Source organism: Sphingomonas sp. DC5200-1, from assembly GCF_049897245.1.
GTDB classification, from domain to species: domain Bacteria; phylum Pseudomonadota; class Alphaproteobacteria; order Sphingomonadales; family Sphingomonadaceae; genus Sphingomonas; species Sphingomonas aquatilis.
This window is the reverse complement of the sequence record NZ_JAFCVW010000002.1, coordinates 310,508-325,754: the sequence shown is the minus strand read 5'-3', so window position 1 is coordinate 325,754 and position 15,247 is coordinate 310,508. Positions and strand designations below refer to the sequence as shown.

Annotated in this window: 12 protein-coding genes; 9 read left to right on the top strand and 3 right to left on the bottom strand. The window is 67.0% G+C overall.

Going from position 1 to position 15,247, the window contains the following annotated elements:
* Positions 1-96: 96 nt before the first annotated feature.
* The 9 genes from ACP7A3_RS04830 (at position 97) to ACP7A3_RS04790 (ending at position 9,392) form a co-directional block, all read left to right on the top strand.
* Positions 97-411, top strand: a complete 315-nt coding sequence (locus tag ACP7A3_RS04830; RefSeq protein ID WP_426255149.1) for an STAS domain-containing protein — start codon at positions 97-99, stop codon at positions 409-411.
* Positions 408-776: a response regulator gene (locus ACP7A3_RS04825; RefSeq protein WP_017979769.1), complete on the top strand. Its 369-nt coding sequence runs from the start codon at positions 408-410 to the stop codon at positions 774-776. Before ACP7A3_RS04830 ends, ACP7A3_RS04825 begins: the two co-directional genes overlap by 4 nt.
* On the top strand, positions 773-2,788 hold the full coding sequence (locus ACP7A3_RS04820; RefSeq protein WP_426255150.1) for a chemotaxis protein CheA: 2,016 nt from the start codon (positions 773-775) through the stop codon (positions 2,786-2,788). Before ACP7A3_RS04825 ends, ACP7A3_RS04820 begins: the two co-directional genes overlap by 4 nt.
* Positions 2,775-3,296 carry a chemotaxis protein CheW gene (locus ACP7A3_RS04815; RefSeq protein WP_426255151.1) on the top strand — a complete coding sequence of 174 codons (522 nt, stop codon included), beginning with the start codon at positions 2,775-2,777 and terminating at the stop codon, positions 3,294-3,296. The genes ACP7A3_RS04820 and ACP7A3_RS04815 overlap by 14 nt, the downstream gene beginning before the upstream one ends.
* Before the next feature lie 41 nt (positions 3,297-3,337).
* On the top strand, positions 3,338-5,134 hold the full coding sequence (locus ACP7A3_RS04810; protein WP_426255339.1) for a methyl-accepting chemotaxis protein: 1,797 nt from the start codon (positions 3,338-3,340) through the stop codon (positions 5,132-5,134).
* Positions 5,131-5,610, top strand: a complete 480-nt coding sequence (locus ACP7A3_RS04805) for a chemotaxis protein CheW (protein WP_426255152.1) — start codon at positions 5,131-5,133, stop codon at positions 5,608-5,610. The genes ACP7A3_RS04810 and ACP7A3_RS04805 overlap by 4 nt, the downstream gene beginning before the upstream one ends.
* Positions 5,611-5,714: 104 nt before the next feature.
* Complete coding sequence (locus ACP7A3_RS04800) at positions 5,715-6,569, top strand: CheR family methyltransferase (RefSeq protein ID WP_063686089.1); 855 nt, start codon at positions 5,715-5,717, stop codon at positions 6,567-6,569.
* 1 nt (position 6,570) lies between these two features.
* Entirely contained in the window at positions 6,571-7,644 is a 1,074-nt protein-coding gene (locus tag ACP7A3_RS04795) for a protein-glutamate methylesterase/protein-glutamine glutaminase (protein WP_147036844.1), read from the top strand.
* A 44-nt stretch (positions 7,645-7,688) separates the two neighbouring features.
* Entirely contained in the window at positions 7,689-9,392 is a 1,704-nt protein-coding gene (locus ACP7A3_RS04790) for a hypothetical protein (protein ID WP_426255153.1), read from the top strand.
* A gap of 72 nt (positions 9,393-9,464) precedes the next feature.
* Here ACP7A3_RS04790 and ACP7A3_RS04785 read toward each other — a convergent pair whose 3' ends face one another.
* From ACP7A3_RS04785 to ACP7A3_RS04775, 3 genes are read right to left on the bottom strand one after another with little or no spacing between them, the layout of a single operon-like run.
* On the bottom strand, positions 9,465-10,529 hold the full coding sequence (locus ACP7A3_RS04785; protein WP_426255154.1) for a DUF2332 domain-containing protein: 1,065 nt from the start codon (positions 10,527-10,529) through the stop codon (positions 9,465-9,467).
* A 26-nt stretch (positions 10,530-10,555) separates the two neighbouring features.
* Positions 10,556-12,358, bottom strand: a complete 1,803-nt coding sequence (locus ACP7A3_RS04780) for a methyl-accepting chemotaxis protein (protein WP_426255155.1) — start codon at positions 12,356-12,358, stop codon at positions 10,556-10,558.
* A 34-nt stretch (positions 12,359-12,392) separates the two neighbouring features.
* The gene (locus ACP7A3_RS04775; RefSeq protein WP_426255156.1) at positions 12,393-15,143 is read right to left on the bottom strand and encodes a TonB-dependent receptor; all 2,751 of its coding nucleotides are present in this window, start codon (positions 15,141-15,143) and stop codon (positions 12,393-12,395) included.
* Positions 15,144-15,247 lie beyond the last annotated feature (104 nt).

The following is a 15,247-nucleotide window of genomic DNA, read 5'->3' as shown; positions in this document are numbered from 1 at the left end:
TTTTTTTACTTCGTCGAATTGCCGCCTGCCACTCAGTCTTAAATGGACATTAACCGTTAAGTCCTAATTGGCCTAATCAGCCAAGGGGGCACCGACATGACTAGCATCCCAACTGCGCCATCGTCGCTGACGATGGCGTCGATACACGACTTCGCCCTGACGATCGGGCAGTGCCAGCAGGGAGGGGAAGGCCCGCTGACGCTCGACCTGACGCAGGTCGCAGCACCCGATCTCAGCCTTTTGCAGCTCGTCGAAAGCGCCCGTGCGCAGGCGCGCGTCGGTGGCGGCAGCGTCCGCCTGTCGGCGCCGGCTGCCGGTCCGCTTGCGGCCTTGCTGGGCCGCGCCGGCTTCACCGACGCGATGACGCCCGACGACCTCGATTTCTGGTTCCACGGAGACCTGCCACAATGAGCGCTTCCATTCTTGCCGTCGATGATTCCGCCAGCCTGCGCATGGCGATCCGCATCGCACTGACCGGCGCGGGTTATACCGTCACCGAAGCGTCCGATGGGGTCGATGGCCTGACGAAGGCCAATGCGACCCGCTTCGACATGATCGTCACCGATCTCAACATGCCCAACATGGATGGGCTGACGATGATCAAGGAAATCCGCAAGAACCCATCGCAGGCGGGTGTGCCGATCATCTTCCTGACCACCGAATCCGATCCCGAAATGAAGAACCAGGCCAAGGCGGCCGGCGCCACCGGATGGCTGGTCAAGCCGTTCGTGCCCGACCAGCTGGTGAAGGTCGCCCGCAAGGTGCTGGGGCAGTGAGCGCCGACGATCCGATCGCCGCCTTCCGCGTGGAGGCGGGCGAGCTGCTCGACCAGGTCGAACAGGGGCTGCTCGATCTCACCCACCGGCTCGGCGACATGGACCTCGTCAATGCGGTGTTCCGCGGCCTGCACACGCTGAAGGGTTCGGGCGCGATGTTCGGCTTCGACGCGCTCGCCGGCTTCACCCACCATTGCGAAACCGCCTTCGACCGCGTCCGTAAGGGCCAGGTGCCTGCGACGCCCGCGCTGGTCGGCGTGATCCTGTCGGCACAGGACCATATGCGCGGGCTGGTGGAGGGCAATGCCTCCGAAAGCGAAGGCGCCGCGATCCTGGCGGCGCTGCAACAGGCGGTGGACGCCGCCTCCGGCGGTGCCGCGGCCCCCGCAAAGGATGCCGCCCCGGCGGCGCCTGCTTCGGCAACCACCGCCGTCGCACAGGCCGCCGGCTGGAACATCCGCTTCCGCCTGCCGCCCGATTCGATGGCGAATGGCACCAATCCGCTGATGCTGCTCGACGAATTGCGCGAGCTGGGCAGTTGTACCGTCGTCGCGCTGACCGATCAGGTGCCGCCGCTGCCCGACCTCAATCCGACGCACTGCCACATCGGCTGGGACGTCACGCTGATGGGCGACGTCAGCCGCGATGCGATCGACGATGTCTTCATCTTCGTGATGGACGACATGGAGCTGACGGTCACGCCGATCGCCGATGCGGCCGAGCCGGCTGCGGTGGAAGAGGCTGCCCCGGCAGCGGTCGTGGAGGCGGCAGTGGCGCCGTCCGCTGCGCCGCCCGCCGCCGCCAACGATGCCGCCGCCGCGCGCACGCCGGTGAAGGCCGATGAAAGCGTCCGCGTTCCCGCCGCACGGCTGGATTCGCTGATGGATCGCGTCGGCGAGCTGGTCATCGCGCAAAGCCGCCTGTCGCAGCTTGCGCATCATGGCCATGACCTCGTGCTCCGCTCCGTCTCCGAAGAGATCGAGCGGCTGGCCGGCGAACTCCGCGACACGATGATGGTGCTGCGCATGGTGCCGGTCGCCAGCCTGTTCGGCCGCTTCCGCCGCCTGATCCACGATCTGGCGCGCGACACGGGCAAGAACATCGTTTTGGTCACCGAAGGCGAGGCGACCGAGGTCGACAAGACCGTCATCGAGCGCCTGTTCGATCCGATGGTCCACCTGGTCCGCAACAGCTGCGACCATGGCCTGGAAAACGCCGAGCAGCGCGTTGCCGCAGGCAAGCCGGAGGCGGGCACCGTCCGCCTCGGCGCGCATCAGAGCGGCGGCGAGGTGGTGATCACCATCCGCGACGACGGCCGCGGCATCGATCGCGCCCGCGTCCGCGCCAAGGCGGAGGCGAATGGCCTGATCCAGCCCGATCAGGTGATGTCCGACCAGGAGCTGCTGCAACTGATCTTCGCGCCCGGCTTCTCGACCGCGGCGCAGATCACCAACCTGTCGGGCCGCGGCGTCGGCATGGATGTGGTGAAGCGCACGATCGAGGGGCTGCGCGGCACGATCGACATCCAGTCCGTCGACGGGCAGGGATCGACGATCTCCCTACGCATTCCGCTGACGCTCGCCATCATCGACGGCCTGCTCGTCCGCGTCGGCGCCAGCCGCTACGTCATTCCGCTGACCGCGGTCGAGGAATGCCTGGAGCTGAGCCTCGAAGACGATATGCGCCATCGCGGCCGCAGCCTCATCACGCTGCGCGAAAAGCTGGTGCCGTTCCTGCGCCTGCGCGAACTGTTCGCCAGCGGCACGAAGCCCGATCCCTATCAGAAGATCGTCGTGGTCGCGACGGGGCAGGGCCGCGTCGGGCTGGTCGTCGACCAGATCATCGGCAACCACCAGACCGTCATCAAGCCCATGTCGCCGCTGCATCGCGGCGTATCCACCTTCGCCGGCGCGACGATCCTCGGAGATGGCGAGGTCGCACTGATCCTCGACATCGCCCAGCTCGTCGCCGCGGGCCAACCCCAAGAGGAGAGCCTGCGTGCAGCCGGATGAATCGCGCCGATCCACGGCCATACCCTGGACCGATGACGGCCAGCTCGAAGTGCTGGTGTTCGATCTCGGCGGCCAGAGCTTCGCGATCGAGGCGGTGCTGGTCCGCGAGATCCTGGACATGATGCCCGAAACCACGGTGCCGGGGGCGCCACCGCTGGTCGCGCATGTCCTCAACTTCCGTGGGCGGATCATTCCGCTCGCCGACCTGCGTCTCGCCTTCGGCATGCCCGTCACCGGCGCGACGCTCGACAGCCGCATCGTCGTGATCGAACTCGATCTCGACGGGGAGGCGACGTTGATCGGCCTGCGTACCGACAAGGTGCACGAGGTCGCGACGTTCCACGCGAACACCAGCGAGGATGCACCCGTCGTGGGGCTGCGCTGGCGCCGGGATCTGGTGCGCGCACTGATCCGGCACGAGGGCGACGACATCGTCGTGCTGCCCGATCTCGAAGCGATTTTCCTGAACCTCGCGCACGGCGACGCCGCGGCGCGCGCCATCCACTGATTTCAACGGGGGGGACCCAACACATGCGTGCTACGATTAAAATGAAACTGGGGGCGACATTCGGAGTCCTGATCTTGGCCCTGATCGCCGTCGTGACCGTTGGCGTCACGCGGATGGCCAGCCTCAATGAGGGTATCTCCGAGGTCATTTCCGGCCCGGCCCATCGTTTGAGCGTCGCCCAGCAGATCGCGACCGAAGTCAATTTCGTGCTGCGTTACGAAAAGAACCTCGCGCTGACCAACGACGAAGCGCTGATGCGGACGTTCGACAACCAGATCACCGAACATCGCAAGAAGATCGACGGTCTCGTGGTCGAAGGTGTCTCGACGGCCAGCGAACAGGGTAAGCCGTCGTGGCTCAAGGTCCAGAGCCAGTGGGAAGCGTTCAAGCCGGTCAATGATCGCGTGCGCGCACTGGGCTTGGCCAACAAGAACGTCGAAGCCGCCAATCTGTCGATCACGCAATCGCGCAAGGTGGCGGGCGATCTCACCGCGACGATCGACCAACTCGTGTCGATCCAGCAGGATCAGATGCAGCAGGCGGATAAAGACACCAACGCGCTCTACACGGAATCGCGGACGATGCTGATCATCGTTGCTGCGATCGCCACGCTCATCGCTGTGGCAGGTGCCATCTGGATCTCGTTGCTCGTGTCGAACGGTCTGAAGCGTGTCCGCGTTGCGCTGGACGCGGTGGCGATCGGCGACCTCGACCAGGAGGTCACGGTCAACAGCAACGACGAGATCAAGGATCTGGTCAACACCGTCAACGGCATGACCGCCAACCTGCGCAAGAGCGCGACGCTGGCGACCGAGATCGCCGGCGGCAACCTCACCGTCAACCACCAGCCGCTGTCGGACAAGGACGGCCTGGGTCTGGCGCTGGTGTCGATGATCGAACGTCTGCGCAACGTCGTGGGCGATGCCTCGGCGGCGGCGGATAACGTCGCGGCGGGCAGCCAGCAGCTGTCGGCGTCGTCGGAACAGGTCTCGCAGGGCGCGACCGAACAGGCCGCGGCGGCCGAGGAAGCCTCGGCGTCGATGGAGCAGATGGCGGCCAACATCAAGCAGAACGCCGACAATGCGGCGCAGACCGAAAAGATCGCGCGCCAGTCGTCGAAGGACGCCGAAGCGAGCGGCGTGGCGGTCGACCGTGCGGTGGGCGCGATGCGCACGATCGCCGACAAGATCGGCATCGTCCAGGAAATCGCCCGCCAGACCGACCTGCTCGCGCTGAACGCGGCGGTCGAGGCGGCCCGGGCCGGCGAACATGGCAAGGGCTTTGCGGTGGTCGCATCGGAAGTGCGCAAGCTCGCCGAGCGCAGCCAGACCGCGGCGGCCGAAATCAGCTCGGTCTCGACCGAGACGGTGAAGGCCGCGGCCGATGCAGGCGAGATGCTGGGCAAGCTGGTCCCGGATATCCGCCGCACCGCCGAGCTGGTGTCCGAAATCAGCGCGGCGTGCCGTGAGCAGGATATCGGCGCCAGCCAGATCAACCAGGCGATCCAGCAGCTCGACCAGGTGACGCAGCAGAATGCCGGCGCATCCGAGCAGATCTCGTCCACCTCGGAAGAGCTGGCGGCCCAGGCCGAGGAACTGCAGCAGAGCATCGCCTTCTTCCGGGTCGAAGATCGCGCCTCGCCGGTCGCCCGCGCCGCCACCGCGCAGCGCAAGGCCGCCCCGGCCCGCAAGGTCGCGCCCGCCAAGAAGGCTGCGCCGGCCCCGCGCCCCAAGGGCAATTCGATTACCGATCAGCAGGCTCGTGCCCGCGGCTTCGCCCTCGACCTGACACAGGGCGGCCCGGACAGCGAAGACATGGAATTTGGAGAGGCAGCATGAGCGACACGACTGTGATGCAGGCCGTTACTTTCGGCCTGGGAGATGAGGTGTTCGCGGTATCGGTGACGCTGGTCCGTGAAATCCTCGATTATGCCCCCGCCTTTCGGGTCCCCAACGGACCCGGCTGGCTGCTCGGGCTGACCGACGTGCGCGGGCAGGGGGTGCCGACGATCGATCTGCGCGTGCGCCTGGGCCTCACGCCTGCGGAGCCGACGCTATCGACGCGGGTGCTGATCGTCGACGTGCCGCTCGCCGACCGCACCGTGTCGCTGGGTCTGGTGGTCGATCGCGTGCTCGCGGTCACCACCTTCGCCGCAGAGCGGCTGGAATCGGCGCCCGACATCGGCATGCGCTGGCGCTCGGACTATATCGAGGGCGTCGTGCGCGAACCCGAGGGCTTCGTCGTCGTCATCAACGTCGCCGAGATCTTCTCCCGCGACGACATCGACGCCACCGCGCTCGCCGCCGCGGCCTGACCCGGCGTCGGTCTTTCTAAGAGGAGCCGCGGTCGCTGCGGCTCCTCCCTTTCCCTCACTGACGACGGCCCGGACCCCCGGTTCCCGTCGATGGAACGACCATCATGGCTGCTGTCGCCAAAGCGCTTGCCCCGTCCGATCTCGATCACCTCAGCGCCGACCGGTTCAACCGTCTCGCCGCGCTGATCTACGACGAAACGGGCATCAAAATGCCCCGGACCAAAGCGACCATGCTGGAGGGGCGGCTGCGGCGCCGCGTCCGCGACACGGGGACGGCGACGCTCAACGCCTATTGCGACCTGCTGCTCGCCGATCCGACCGCCAATGGCGAGATCGATCATCTGATCAACGCGGTGACGACCAACAAGACCGACTTCTTCCGCGAACCCGGTCATTTCGACTTTCTGGCAGGCACGGTGCTGCCGACCATGCTCGCGCAGGGGCGCCGCCGGATCCGCACGTGGAGCGCGGCCTGTTCGACCGGGGCGGAGCCCTATACGATGGCGATGGTGCTGGATCGCTTCGCCGAAGCGAACCGCATGGAATATGGCATCCTCGCCACCGATATCGATACCGAGGTGCTGGAGACCGCGCGGCGCGGCATCTATCCCGCCGAGCAGGTCGATCCGGTGCCGTCGGTGATGCGTCAGCGCTACGTCGCCGCCTCGACCGACCGGCGGGCGGCCAAGGTGCGGATCGCGCCCGAACTGCGGTCCGCGATCGGCTTTGCGCGGCTGAATCTGATGGACACGCATTATCCCGTCGGCGAGCCGATGGACATCATCTTCTGTCGCAACGTGCTCATCTACTTCGACAAGCCGACGCAGGAGGCGGTGGTCCGACGATTGTGCGACTGCCTGCGCCCGGGCGGCTATCTGTTCCTGGGCCATTCGGAATCGATCGCGGGCATGGATCTGCCCGTGAAGACCGTGTCCTACACCGTATTCGAGCGCTGCTGATATGAAACCCGTCCGCGTCCTCATCATCGACGACAGCGCCAGCGTCCGCCAGGCCATGACCGCGATCCTCGGCGAGGATCCCGACATCCAGGTGATCGCCGCCGCCGCCGATCCCTTCGCCGCCGCCCGCTACATCCAGGAAGAGGTGCCCGACGTCATCACGCTGGATGTCGAAATGCCGCGGATGGATGGCGTCACCTTCCTGCGCAAGCTGATGAGCCAGCGCCCGATCCCGGTCGTCATGTGCTCCTCGCTCGTCGAGGAGGGGTCGGAAACGCTGCTGCAGGCTTTGGAAGCCGGGGCGGTCGACGTCATCCTCAAGCCGCGCATGGGCGTCGCCGAGCATCTCAACGAAGCCAAGCTGATGATCCGCGAGACGGTGAAGGGCGCGGCCAAGGCGCGGCTCGGCGCGCGGCGCCAGGTGCGGGCAGCGTCGCCGGCGCAGAAGCTGACCGCCGATGCGGTACTGCCGCCTCCCACCGGTCGCGCGATGAGCCGGACGACGGAGATGGTCGTGTGCATCGGCGCGTCCACGGGGGGCACCGAGGCGCTGCGCGAGGTGCTGGAGGCGTTGCCGGCCAATTCGCCCGGCATCGTCATCGTCCAGCACATGCCCGAAAGCTTCACCCGCGCCTTCGCCAAGCGGCTCAACGGCCTGTGCCAGGTCGACGTGAAGGAGGCGGAGGATGGCGACACGGTGATGCGCGGCCACGTGCTGATCGCGCCGGGCGGGCTGCGCCATACGCTGCTCGAACGGCAGGGCGCGCGCTATGTCGTCTCGGTCAAGGAAGGGCCCTTGGTCTCGCGCCACCGCCCGTCGGTCGACGTGCTGTTCCGATCGGCCGCGCGCAATGCGGGGTCCAATGCGGTCGGCATCATCATGACCGGCATGGGCGACGACGGCGCGCGCGGTTTGCTGGAAATGAAGCAGGCGGGAGCGCGAACTTTCGCGCAGGACGAAGCTACCTCCGTCGTGTTTGGCATGCCCAAGGAAGCCATCGCCCGCAACGCCGCCGACAAGGTCATACCATTGGGCAATATCGCCCGCGAACTGCTCCAGGCGACGGCGCGATGAGCGCGCCTGTTCCGCATTTTCTTCTCGCCCGCAAAGGATAGGCCATGCTGCACACCTCCATCACGGCCGATCACGCCTTGGACCAGAGCGTCGGCGATCTGCAACGGACGCTGGCGCTGATGGCGGCGGGTATGGATGCGCATTTCGTACGCGCTGGGACCACGCTCGCAGGCGCCATAGAAACGATCGATCGGATCATCTCCGCGATCGACGGCGTCACGGGGGCGCTCGACGAAAGCGTCGCGGGGATCGCGGTGACCAACCTGAAAGAGGTCGCGGCCGATCTCGCCAATCTGCCCGTGGTGCAGCAGGAGCGCGACACCGACATGGTGCGGGTGAGCGGCGCGGCGCGGATGCTGCGCGATCACATCATGGAGATGCGACAGGCGCTGCGCGTGCTCCATATCTACGGGCTGAATATCAAGATCGCGGCGTCGGGCGAGCCCGCCTTCGTCGGCTTCGTCGACAGCATGGGGCATCGGCTGGCGGCGGGTGAGGAGCATCTGGAAGGCTTCCTCGCCAAGCTGAAGGACCTGAAGGACAGCGTCGGCGCGGTGCAGCAGGCCGGGCGCCTTGTCACCAAGGAAGCGCGGCACGTCGTCCCCGCGGTGCCGGAGAATCTGGTGCGTCACGCCACCGCGTTGCACGCGCATCTGGGCACGACCGCCACGATGGCGCAGCAGGTGGCATCGATCGCCCGCACGGTGCAGGGGCGCGTCGCGACGATGCTGGGCGCGTTGCAGGTCGGCGACAGCACGCGCCAGCGCCTGGAGCATGTCGTGTCCGCGTTGCAGATGCTGGAGGTCGTAGGCCCATCCATCAATCCCATGGTGCGCATGGAGGTCTGCGCGGTCATCCATCCGATGCTCGCGGCGCAGTTGGAGGCGAGCGCGGTCGATTTCGACCGCGACACGCGCCTGCTGGTCGATGCGCTGCGGGCGCTGAGCCCCGACACGACCGCGCTGCTGGGCCTGATCGATAACGACGCGGGCAGCAACGGCCGCCCCTTCCTCGCCGAGATCGACAAGGCGGTGGGCGAGGTCGCATCGATCACCGCGCAATTGCAGGATGCCGACCGGCGCTCGACCGCGATGCTGGGCATGATCGGCGAGACGGTGTCCGAATTGACCGGGCGGCTGGCGCTGTTGCAGCGCGTGCAGTTCGACGTGCAGGACATCGCCACCAATACGCGGCTGCTGTGCCGCCGGCACGGCGACCTCGGCAAGGCGGTATCGGTCGTTGCGGGCGAGGTGGACGTCCACGCCCAGTCGCTGGGCAAGGCGATGGGTGGAATCCGCCAGCCGCTCGACGAGCTGGCCGCGGTGAACGCGACGCTGGTCGAAAAGCGCGCGGCGGCGGACGATCGCGATCTGGGCAGCAAGCTGTCCGATGCGCTCGCGGTGATCCGCGAGGGGTGTCAGCGGACCGAGGGCGCGGTGCGCGTCGGCGGCGACGATGCGCGGCAGATCATCGAGATGCTGGCCTCCGTCGGCGATGAGATCGGCGCGGAAATGGCGCTGGGGGGCAAGATGCGCGACGCGGCGCTCGTGCTCGGCGTGATGCCCGCGATGAGCGACCCGTCGGAGGCGGCGACGGCGATCCTCGCCGACGTGCTGCCACGCATCGCTGCACTGTACACGATGGCGCAGGAGCGCGAAGTCCACGCCGCCTATCTGCCCGCGCACCTCGCGCCTGCGCCGGCCGTGGCGGCCGTCGTGGAGGATGACGACGACGACGGATTGTTCTGACGAAGAAAGCCCCGTGTCCGCGATGGCGGAACGGGGCGTCCGTTACAGGGTCTGGATACGCGAAAGGGGCCGTTAGGCCCCTGTATCGTGCCAGTCGATCCACGCCCCATAAGCGTGGCAGGTGGCAAGATGACGGGTCACCCCGTCGGGCCAGATCGTCAGGCACAGATGGACTGCGTCGCGCGCCGCGGTCCATTCGAAGCCGATGCGGGCCAGCGGGCGATCGGCATTGGCCCGCGCGCCCGCCTCGGCAAAGGCCCGCTCCACGGCGGCATGGCCGCTGGCGTCGAGATATTGCAGCGCCATCGAATGGACGATCGTGCGGCATACACCGGCGGCCTGCGGTGCGGCGAGCATCGTCGGCAGCCACCGGGTAATGTCGCCCGTATCCACGACGGGCGGGTGTGCGCGCGCGATGCGCAGCGCCTGCGCCAGGCGTTCGGCGCGGTCGGCCTCGTCCGCCCAGATGAAGGCCATCAGCCGTTCGCAGGCGGCGGCGTCGGTCACGTCGAGGGGGCTGAGATCGACGCCGCGTGCGGACGCCACGGCGATGGGGCGGATGAGAGGCGCGGCGCCGTGCCATGCAGGTGCGACGCGGACGGACGACGCCGGATCGCCGGCGACATGGCCGCCCAGATCATAGGCATAGCGATCGAGATTGAGGTTCAGCCCGGCGCTGGCGCCGAGTTCGCGCAATTCGCACGGCATGTCGAACCGGCTGCGCAGCGTCATCAGCGCCGCCATGATCGCGGCGGTGCGCCCGACTTCGTTGGTCTGCGGCGGCGTGCGCATCCATTCGGCGATATGCGCATCGGCAGCGTGCATCGTCGCGCCGATCACGGAATCGAAATCGCCGTCCAGCCGCCGGTACAGGTCACTAAGGGCGGTGTCGTGGCCGGCCCGCGCCAGCGCATGCAGCGCGGCGTTGAACCGCATCGCCAGCGCATCGGCGGCGACATCGCGCGGCCAGTCGGCGATCAAGGCCGCGGTGCGTGGCGCGCGGTACAGCTGACGCTCTCCCGCTGCGAGCACTGCCGCGACGAACGGCGATCCCATCTCGCGGACGGCCGTCGCCTGCCGGGCGAGCGGCCCCGGATCGATGTCACCGTTCGTGTCGGGCAGGGGCGCCCCGTGCATGGGCCCCGGGCGCACGGCCATTGCGATCAAAACGCGTCCCAGTCGCCATTCGCGACGCGGCGCGGCGCGGGAATGGCGGTCGGCCGCGTAGCCGCGGCCGCGGCGCGGGATCGTGCCGACCGGTAATCGGTAGGGGCAGGGGCCTGACCGTCGATCTCGAAGGTCGCGACCGATGCGGCGAGCTGCTGCGCTTCCGCCACCAGCTGGCGCGCCGCGGCGGAGGTCTGTTCGACCATCGCGGCATTCTCCTGCGTCATCTGATCCATCTCGCCGATCGCGACGTTGATCTGGCCCAGGCTCTTGGCCTGATGATCGGACGATTGCGCGATCGAGTCGATCGAACCGCTGACCGCACCGACGCTGTCGATGATTCGCGACAATGCCTGTCCGGTCTGATCGACCAGGTCGACACCGGCGCGGATATGGGTGGAAGCGGACGTCACCTTCGTCTTCACCTCGGTCGCGGCATCCGCCGAGCGCTGGGCGAGCGCACGGACTTCGGACGCGACGACCGCGAAGCCCTTGCCGGCTTCACCCGCGCGCGCCGCCTCGACACCGGCATTGAGCGCGAGCAGATTGGTCTGGAAGGCGATGCCGTCGATCAGGCTGATGATGGCCGCGATTTCGTTGCTGGCCTGTTCGATGCCCTGCATCGCGTCGATCGCCTGCCGCACGATCGTGCCACCGCGTTCGGCCTCCGTGCGGGCCTGCGCCATGGCGGAGCTGGCACCGATCGCGGCGCCCGCGCCCTCGCGGATCGACTTCGTCACCTCGTCGAGGGCCGCCGCCGATTCCTGCAAGGCGGCGGCTTCCTGTTCGGTTCGCTGCGCCAGATCGAGCGCGGCCTGGTTGATCTCGCCCGAATTGTGCTTGATCGACTGCACGCTGCCGCGCACCTCGCCCAGCACGCGCGACAGGCTGGCGGTGGCGGTGTTGAAATCGTCCGACAGCAGGCGGAATGCCTGCGGCACGTCGGCGATGCGCACGGTGAGGTCCGCGTCCGACAGGCGATGCAAGCCGCCGCCGATCGCGGTCATCGCCGCCTCGCGGTCGGCATCGTCGGCCACCTTGGCCGCGGCGGTGTCGCGGAACACGGCGACCGCGCGCGCCATGTCGCCCAGTTCGTCGGTGCGGTCCGCCTCGACCACGATATCATGCCGTCCGCTGGCCAGTTGCGCCATCGCATCGGTCAGCAGCGTGATCGGCCGCGCGATCTGGCGGCTGAGCAGGACGGATAGGGTGATCGCCACACCGATCAGCGCGATGCCGCCGATGGCCAGCGCGATCAATGCGGTCAGGATCGCCTTTTCCTGGCTGGCCGCGGCAGACTCGATGTCCTGCGTTTCCGCGGCGCGCAGATCGCGCAGCGGGAGGGCGATCTTGCTGACCAGCACCGCAGGGCCCGCGTCCCGCACCGCCTGCTGCGCTTCGTCGCGGTGCCCGGCCTTCACCCAGTCGATCAGCCGGTCGCCCCAATTGCGGCGCCATTTCAGCGTTTCGCGACGGGCCGTGTCGAGTTGGCGTAGCTTGACCGGATCGGTCAGCAGCGTGTCCAGTTCGGCGGCGGTCCCGTCGAACTCCTTGCGCGCTTCCTCGTACGATTTGAGGTAGGTGACGTCGCCCGTCACCAGAAAGCCGCGGAACTGGCTGTTCTGGCGCAGGATTGCCGTCTCCAGCGTCAAGGCCTTGGCATAGATCGTCTGGGCGAAGTTGTTCCGATCCGTCGACTGCCTGATCAGCATGATCGTGCCGAAGAGCACCATCATCACGACCGCTGCGGTCGCGATGATGGTGAGGAACGACAGGCCCAGCTTGCGCGGTATCTTCATAATGTCCACGGGTCCCGGATCAGTGGAAGGGCGTTCAGAAGCGCGAGCGCAGCGTCACGCCATAGGTACGCGGTTCGGCCAGGTACGACGAGAAGATCGCATTGCCCGTCGCAAAGTCCGGCGAACCGAAGGCGGCGACCTGCGACGCGCTGCCCGCACCCTGGAAGGGGGCGGCGAAGGCGACCTGCTGATAATTGGTGTTGAGGACGTTCTGTCCCCAGAATTCCAACGCCCAGCGCTGGTCGCGGCCGCGGATGCCGATGCGCGCGTTGACCAGGAAGAAGCCGTCCTGCCGCTTTTCCAGGAACAGGTCGGACCCGGTATTATAGTCGCTGGTCAGGCGGCTATCGACGTAGAACAGCGCGTGCATGCCATTGTCGCCGATCGGCGGCGTCCACGACGCCGAGCTGGTGACGGTGTGGCGCGGCGCGTTCGACATCTGCGCCCCCGGCAGCAGGAACAGCGCGGCGTTCAGCGCCTCGCCCGCATCGCTGCCGACCAGATTGTTGCGATATTGCGTTTGCGCATAGGTGTAGCCGAGGTTAAAAGTCAGATCCTCGGTCGGATAGGCGCCTGCCTCCAGTTCGAAGCCCTGCGTGATGACGCCCGAGCGCACCTTGCCCGTGCAGGCGCCGGTGGTCGAGGAATTGTCACGATCGGCACCGTTCAGGCCGGTGCTGCACGACCCGATATTCTGGACGATATAGTTGGTGCCGTTGAACGTGTTCAGCTGGAAGTTCTTGAACGCCGAACGGAAGCCCGCGAGGTTCGCGGTGAACTTCGGCGTCGCATATTTGATGCCGATTTCGAACGCCTGCACCGTCTCGGGATCGAAGCGCAGGTTCGATGCGGCCGCCGCGGTCGGCGTGGCGAAGACGGTGGCCGACAGGTCCGACTTGTCGAGGTTGAAGCCGCCCGCCTTGTAGCCGCGGGCGTAGGACGCGTACAGCAAGGTGCTGGGCGCGGGCTTCCACGACACGACGCCGGTGCCGGTGAACTGGCCCTCGGCGATCTTGTCCTTGATCGGCACGCCGGTCAGCGCCGACGTGGAATTGCCGGTGCAGGTGAGCGTGATGATGCCGCCGATCAGTGGCTTGAGCGCCGCGGGCACCGCCGCACTGGCCAGCAGCGGGCTGAGCGCGGCCTGCTGCGCCGGGCAGACGGTGTTGTTGTTGTTGAAGCTCGCGTCCAGGCGCTTGTGCTCGTTGGTGTAGCGCAGGCCGCCGGTGATGCTGAGCGTGTCGGTGATCTTGAAGATGTTGTGCGTGAAGAAGGCGTAGTTGCTGCTCGTCTGGTGATAGAGGTCGCGGACGCTGCCGACGTTGTTGACGGTGCTGAGGCGATCGATGCCGCTGATCACCGCCTGGCCGACCGCAGGGGTCAGCACGGCGCGGCCGGCGGCGCTTAGGCAGCCGCTCGCGGTCGGATCGCGCAAAGCGGCGGCCGGGTTCACCGTCGCGACGGCGCGGCATGCGGCGAAGGCGCCATATTGCGAGCCGAAGCGCAGATTGTCGACGACGTCGAGGTCCTCGTGCGCGTAATAGCCACCGACCAGCCAGTCGAGCCGGTTGTTGAACAGGCCGCCGCTGAGGCGGGTTTCCTGCGTGAAGGTCTTGAACTGGCGATAGGCGTTGCCGTCGTTGGGACGGTAGACGATGTCGACGTTGCCGTAATCCATGTCGCCCGCGCCGCCGGCCTTATATTCGCGATAGGCGCTGATCGAGATGAGCTGCACGTTGCCCAGCGTCCAGCCGATACGCGCCGACACGCCGCCGTCAGTGGTGACGTTCGAATAGGCCTGGCCCTTGGTCTGGGCGATCTGGCGATTGTAGGGATTGCCCATGCTGGGCAGCACGCCGCCGAGGCTCTGCAGGATCGAGACGATGCGGTTCTGCGACGCGATCGAGAAGTCGCCCGGCACGCCCGGCGTCGGATCGAACTTTTCGCGCGTGTCGATGTAGACGGCGCCGCAGCACTTTTCGTCGCGATGCGTGTAATCGCCGATCAGGCGGACCGAAAAGTCGGACGACGGCTTCCAGAACAGCTGGCCGCGGACGAAATAGCGGTTGCGGTTGTTGAAGTCGGTGTTGTTGACGACGTCGTGCAGGAAGCCGTCGCGCTTGCCGTAGACGCCGTCGATGCGGAAGGCGAGCGTGTCGGCGATGATCGGGCCGGTCAAAGCGCCGGCCAAGCGGACGGCGTCGTAATTGCCGTAGCTCGCTTCGCCATAGCCGCCGAACTTGAATTCGGGATACTTCGTGTAGATGCTGATCGCACCGGCCGACGAGTTGCGGCCCGACAGCGTGCCCTGCGGCCCGCGCAGCACCTCGATGCGCTCGACTTCGCCCAGGTCGTTGAGGCCCGAGCCGGTGCGGCTGCGATAGACGCCGTCGATGAACACGGCGACCGAGCTTTCGAGACCGGGGTTATCGCCGACGGTGCCGATGCCGCGCAGGCGCGCGGTCGCATTGGCTTCCGATCCGGTGGACGAGACGATCAGAGACGGCGCCAGCTGCGCCATCTGGCGGATATCGGTCGCGCCTGAATTCTGGAGCGCTACGGTGCTGTAGGCACTGACGGCGATCGGCACGTTCGACAGGCGCTGCGAGCGGCGCGTGGCGGTCACAACGATATCGGCAGTATTCTTCGATTCGGCTTCGGCACGGGCCTTTTCCGCTTCGGCCTGCTTCCCCGACGGTACAACGCCGCGCAGGCCCTGCGCGCCAGCTGGCGCGACGGCGCCTACGCACGACGCCGCCGCTGCCAGATATACCCACTTCCGCATCGATTATGCCCCTCTTTGATCCATTCCCTTGGCCAAGCCTTGGCCGGAAAGGGGATAAAGAGGCGTTAACCGTGCGGAATTTACCGCGTGATCTTCATAACATG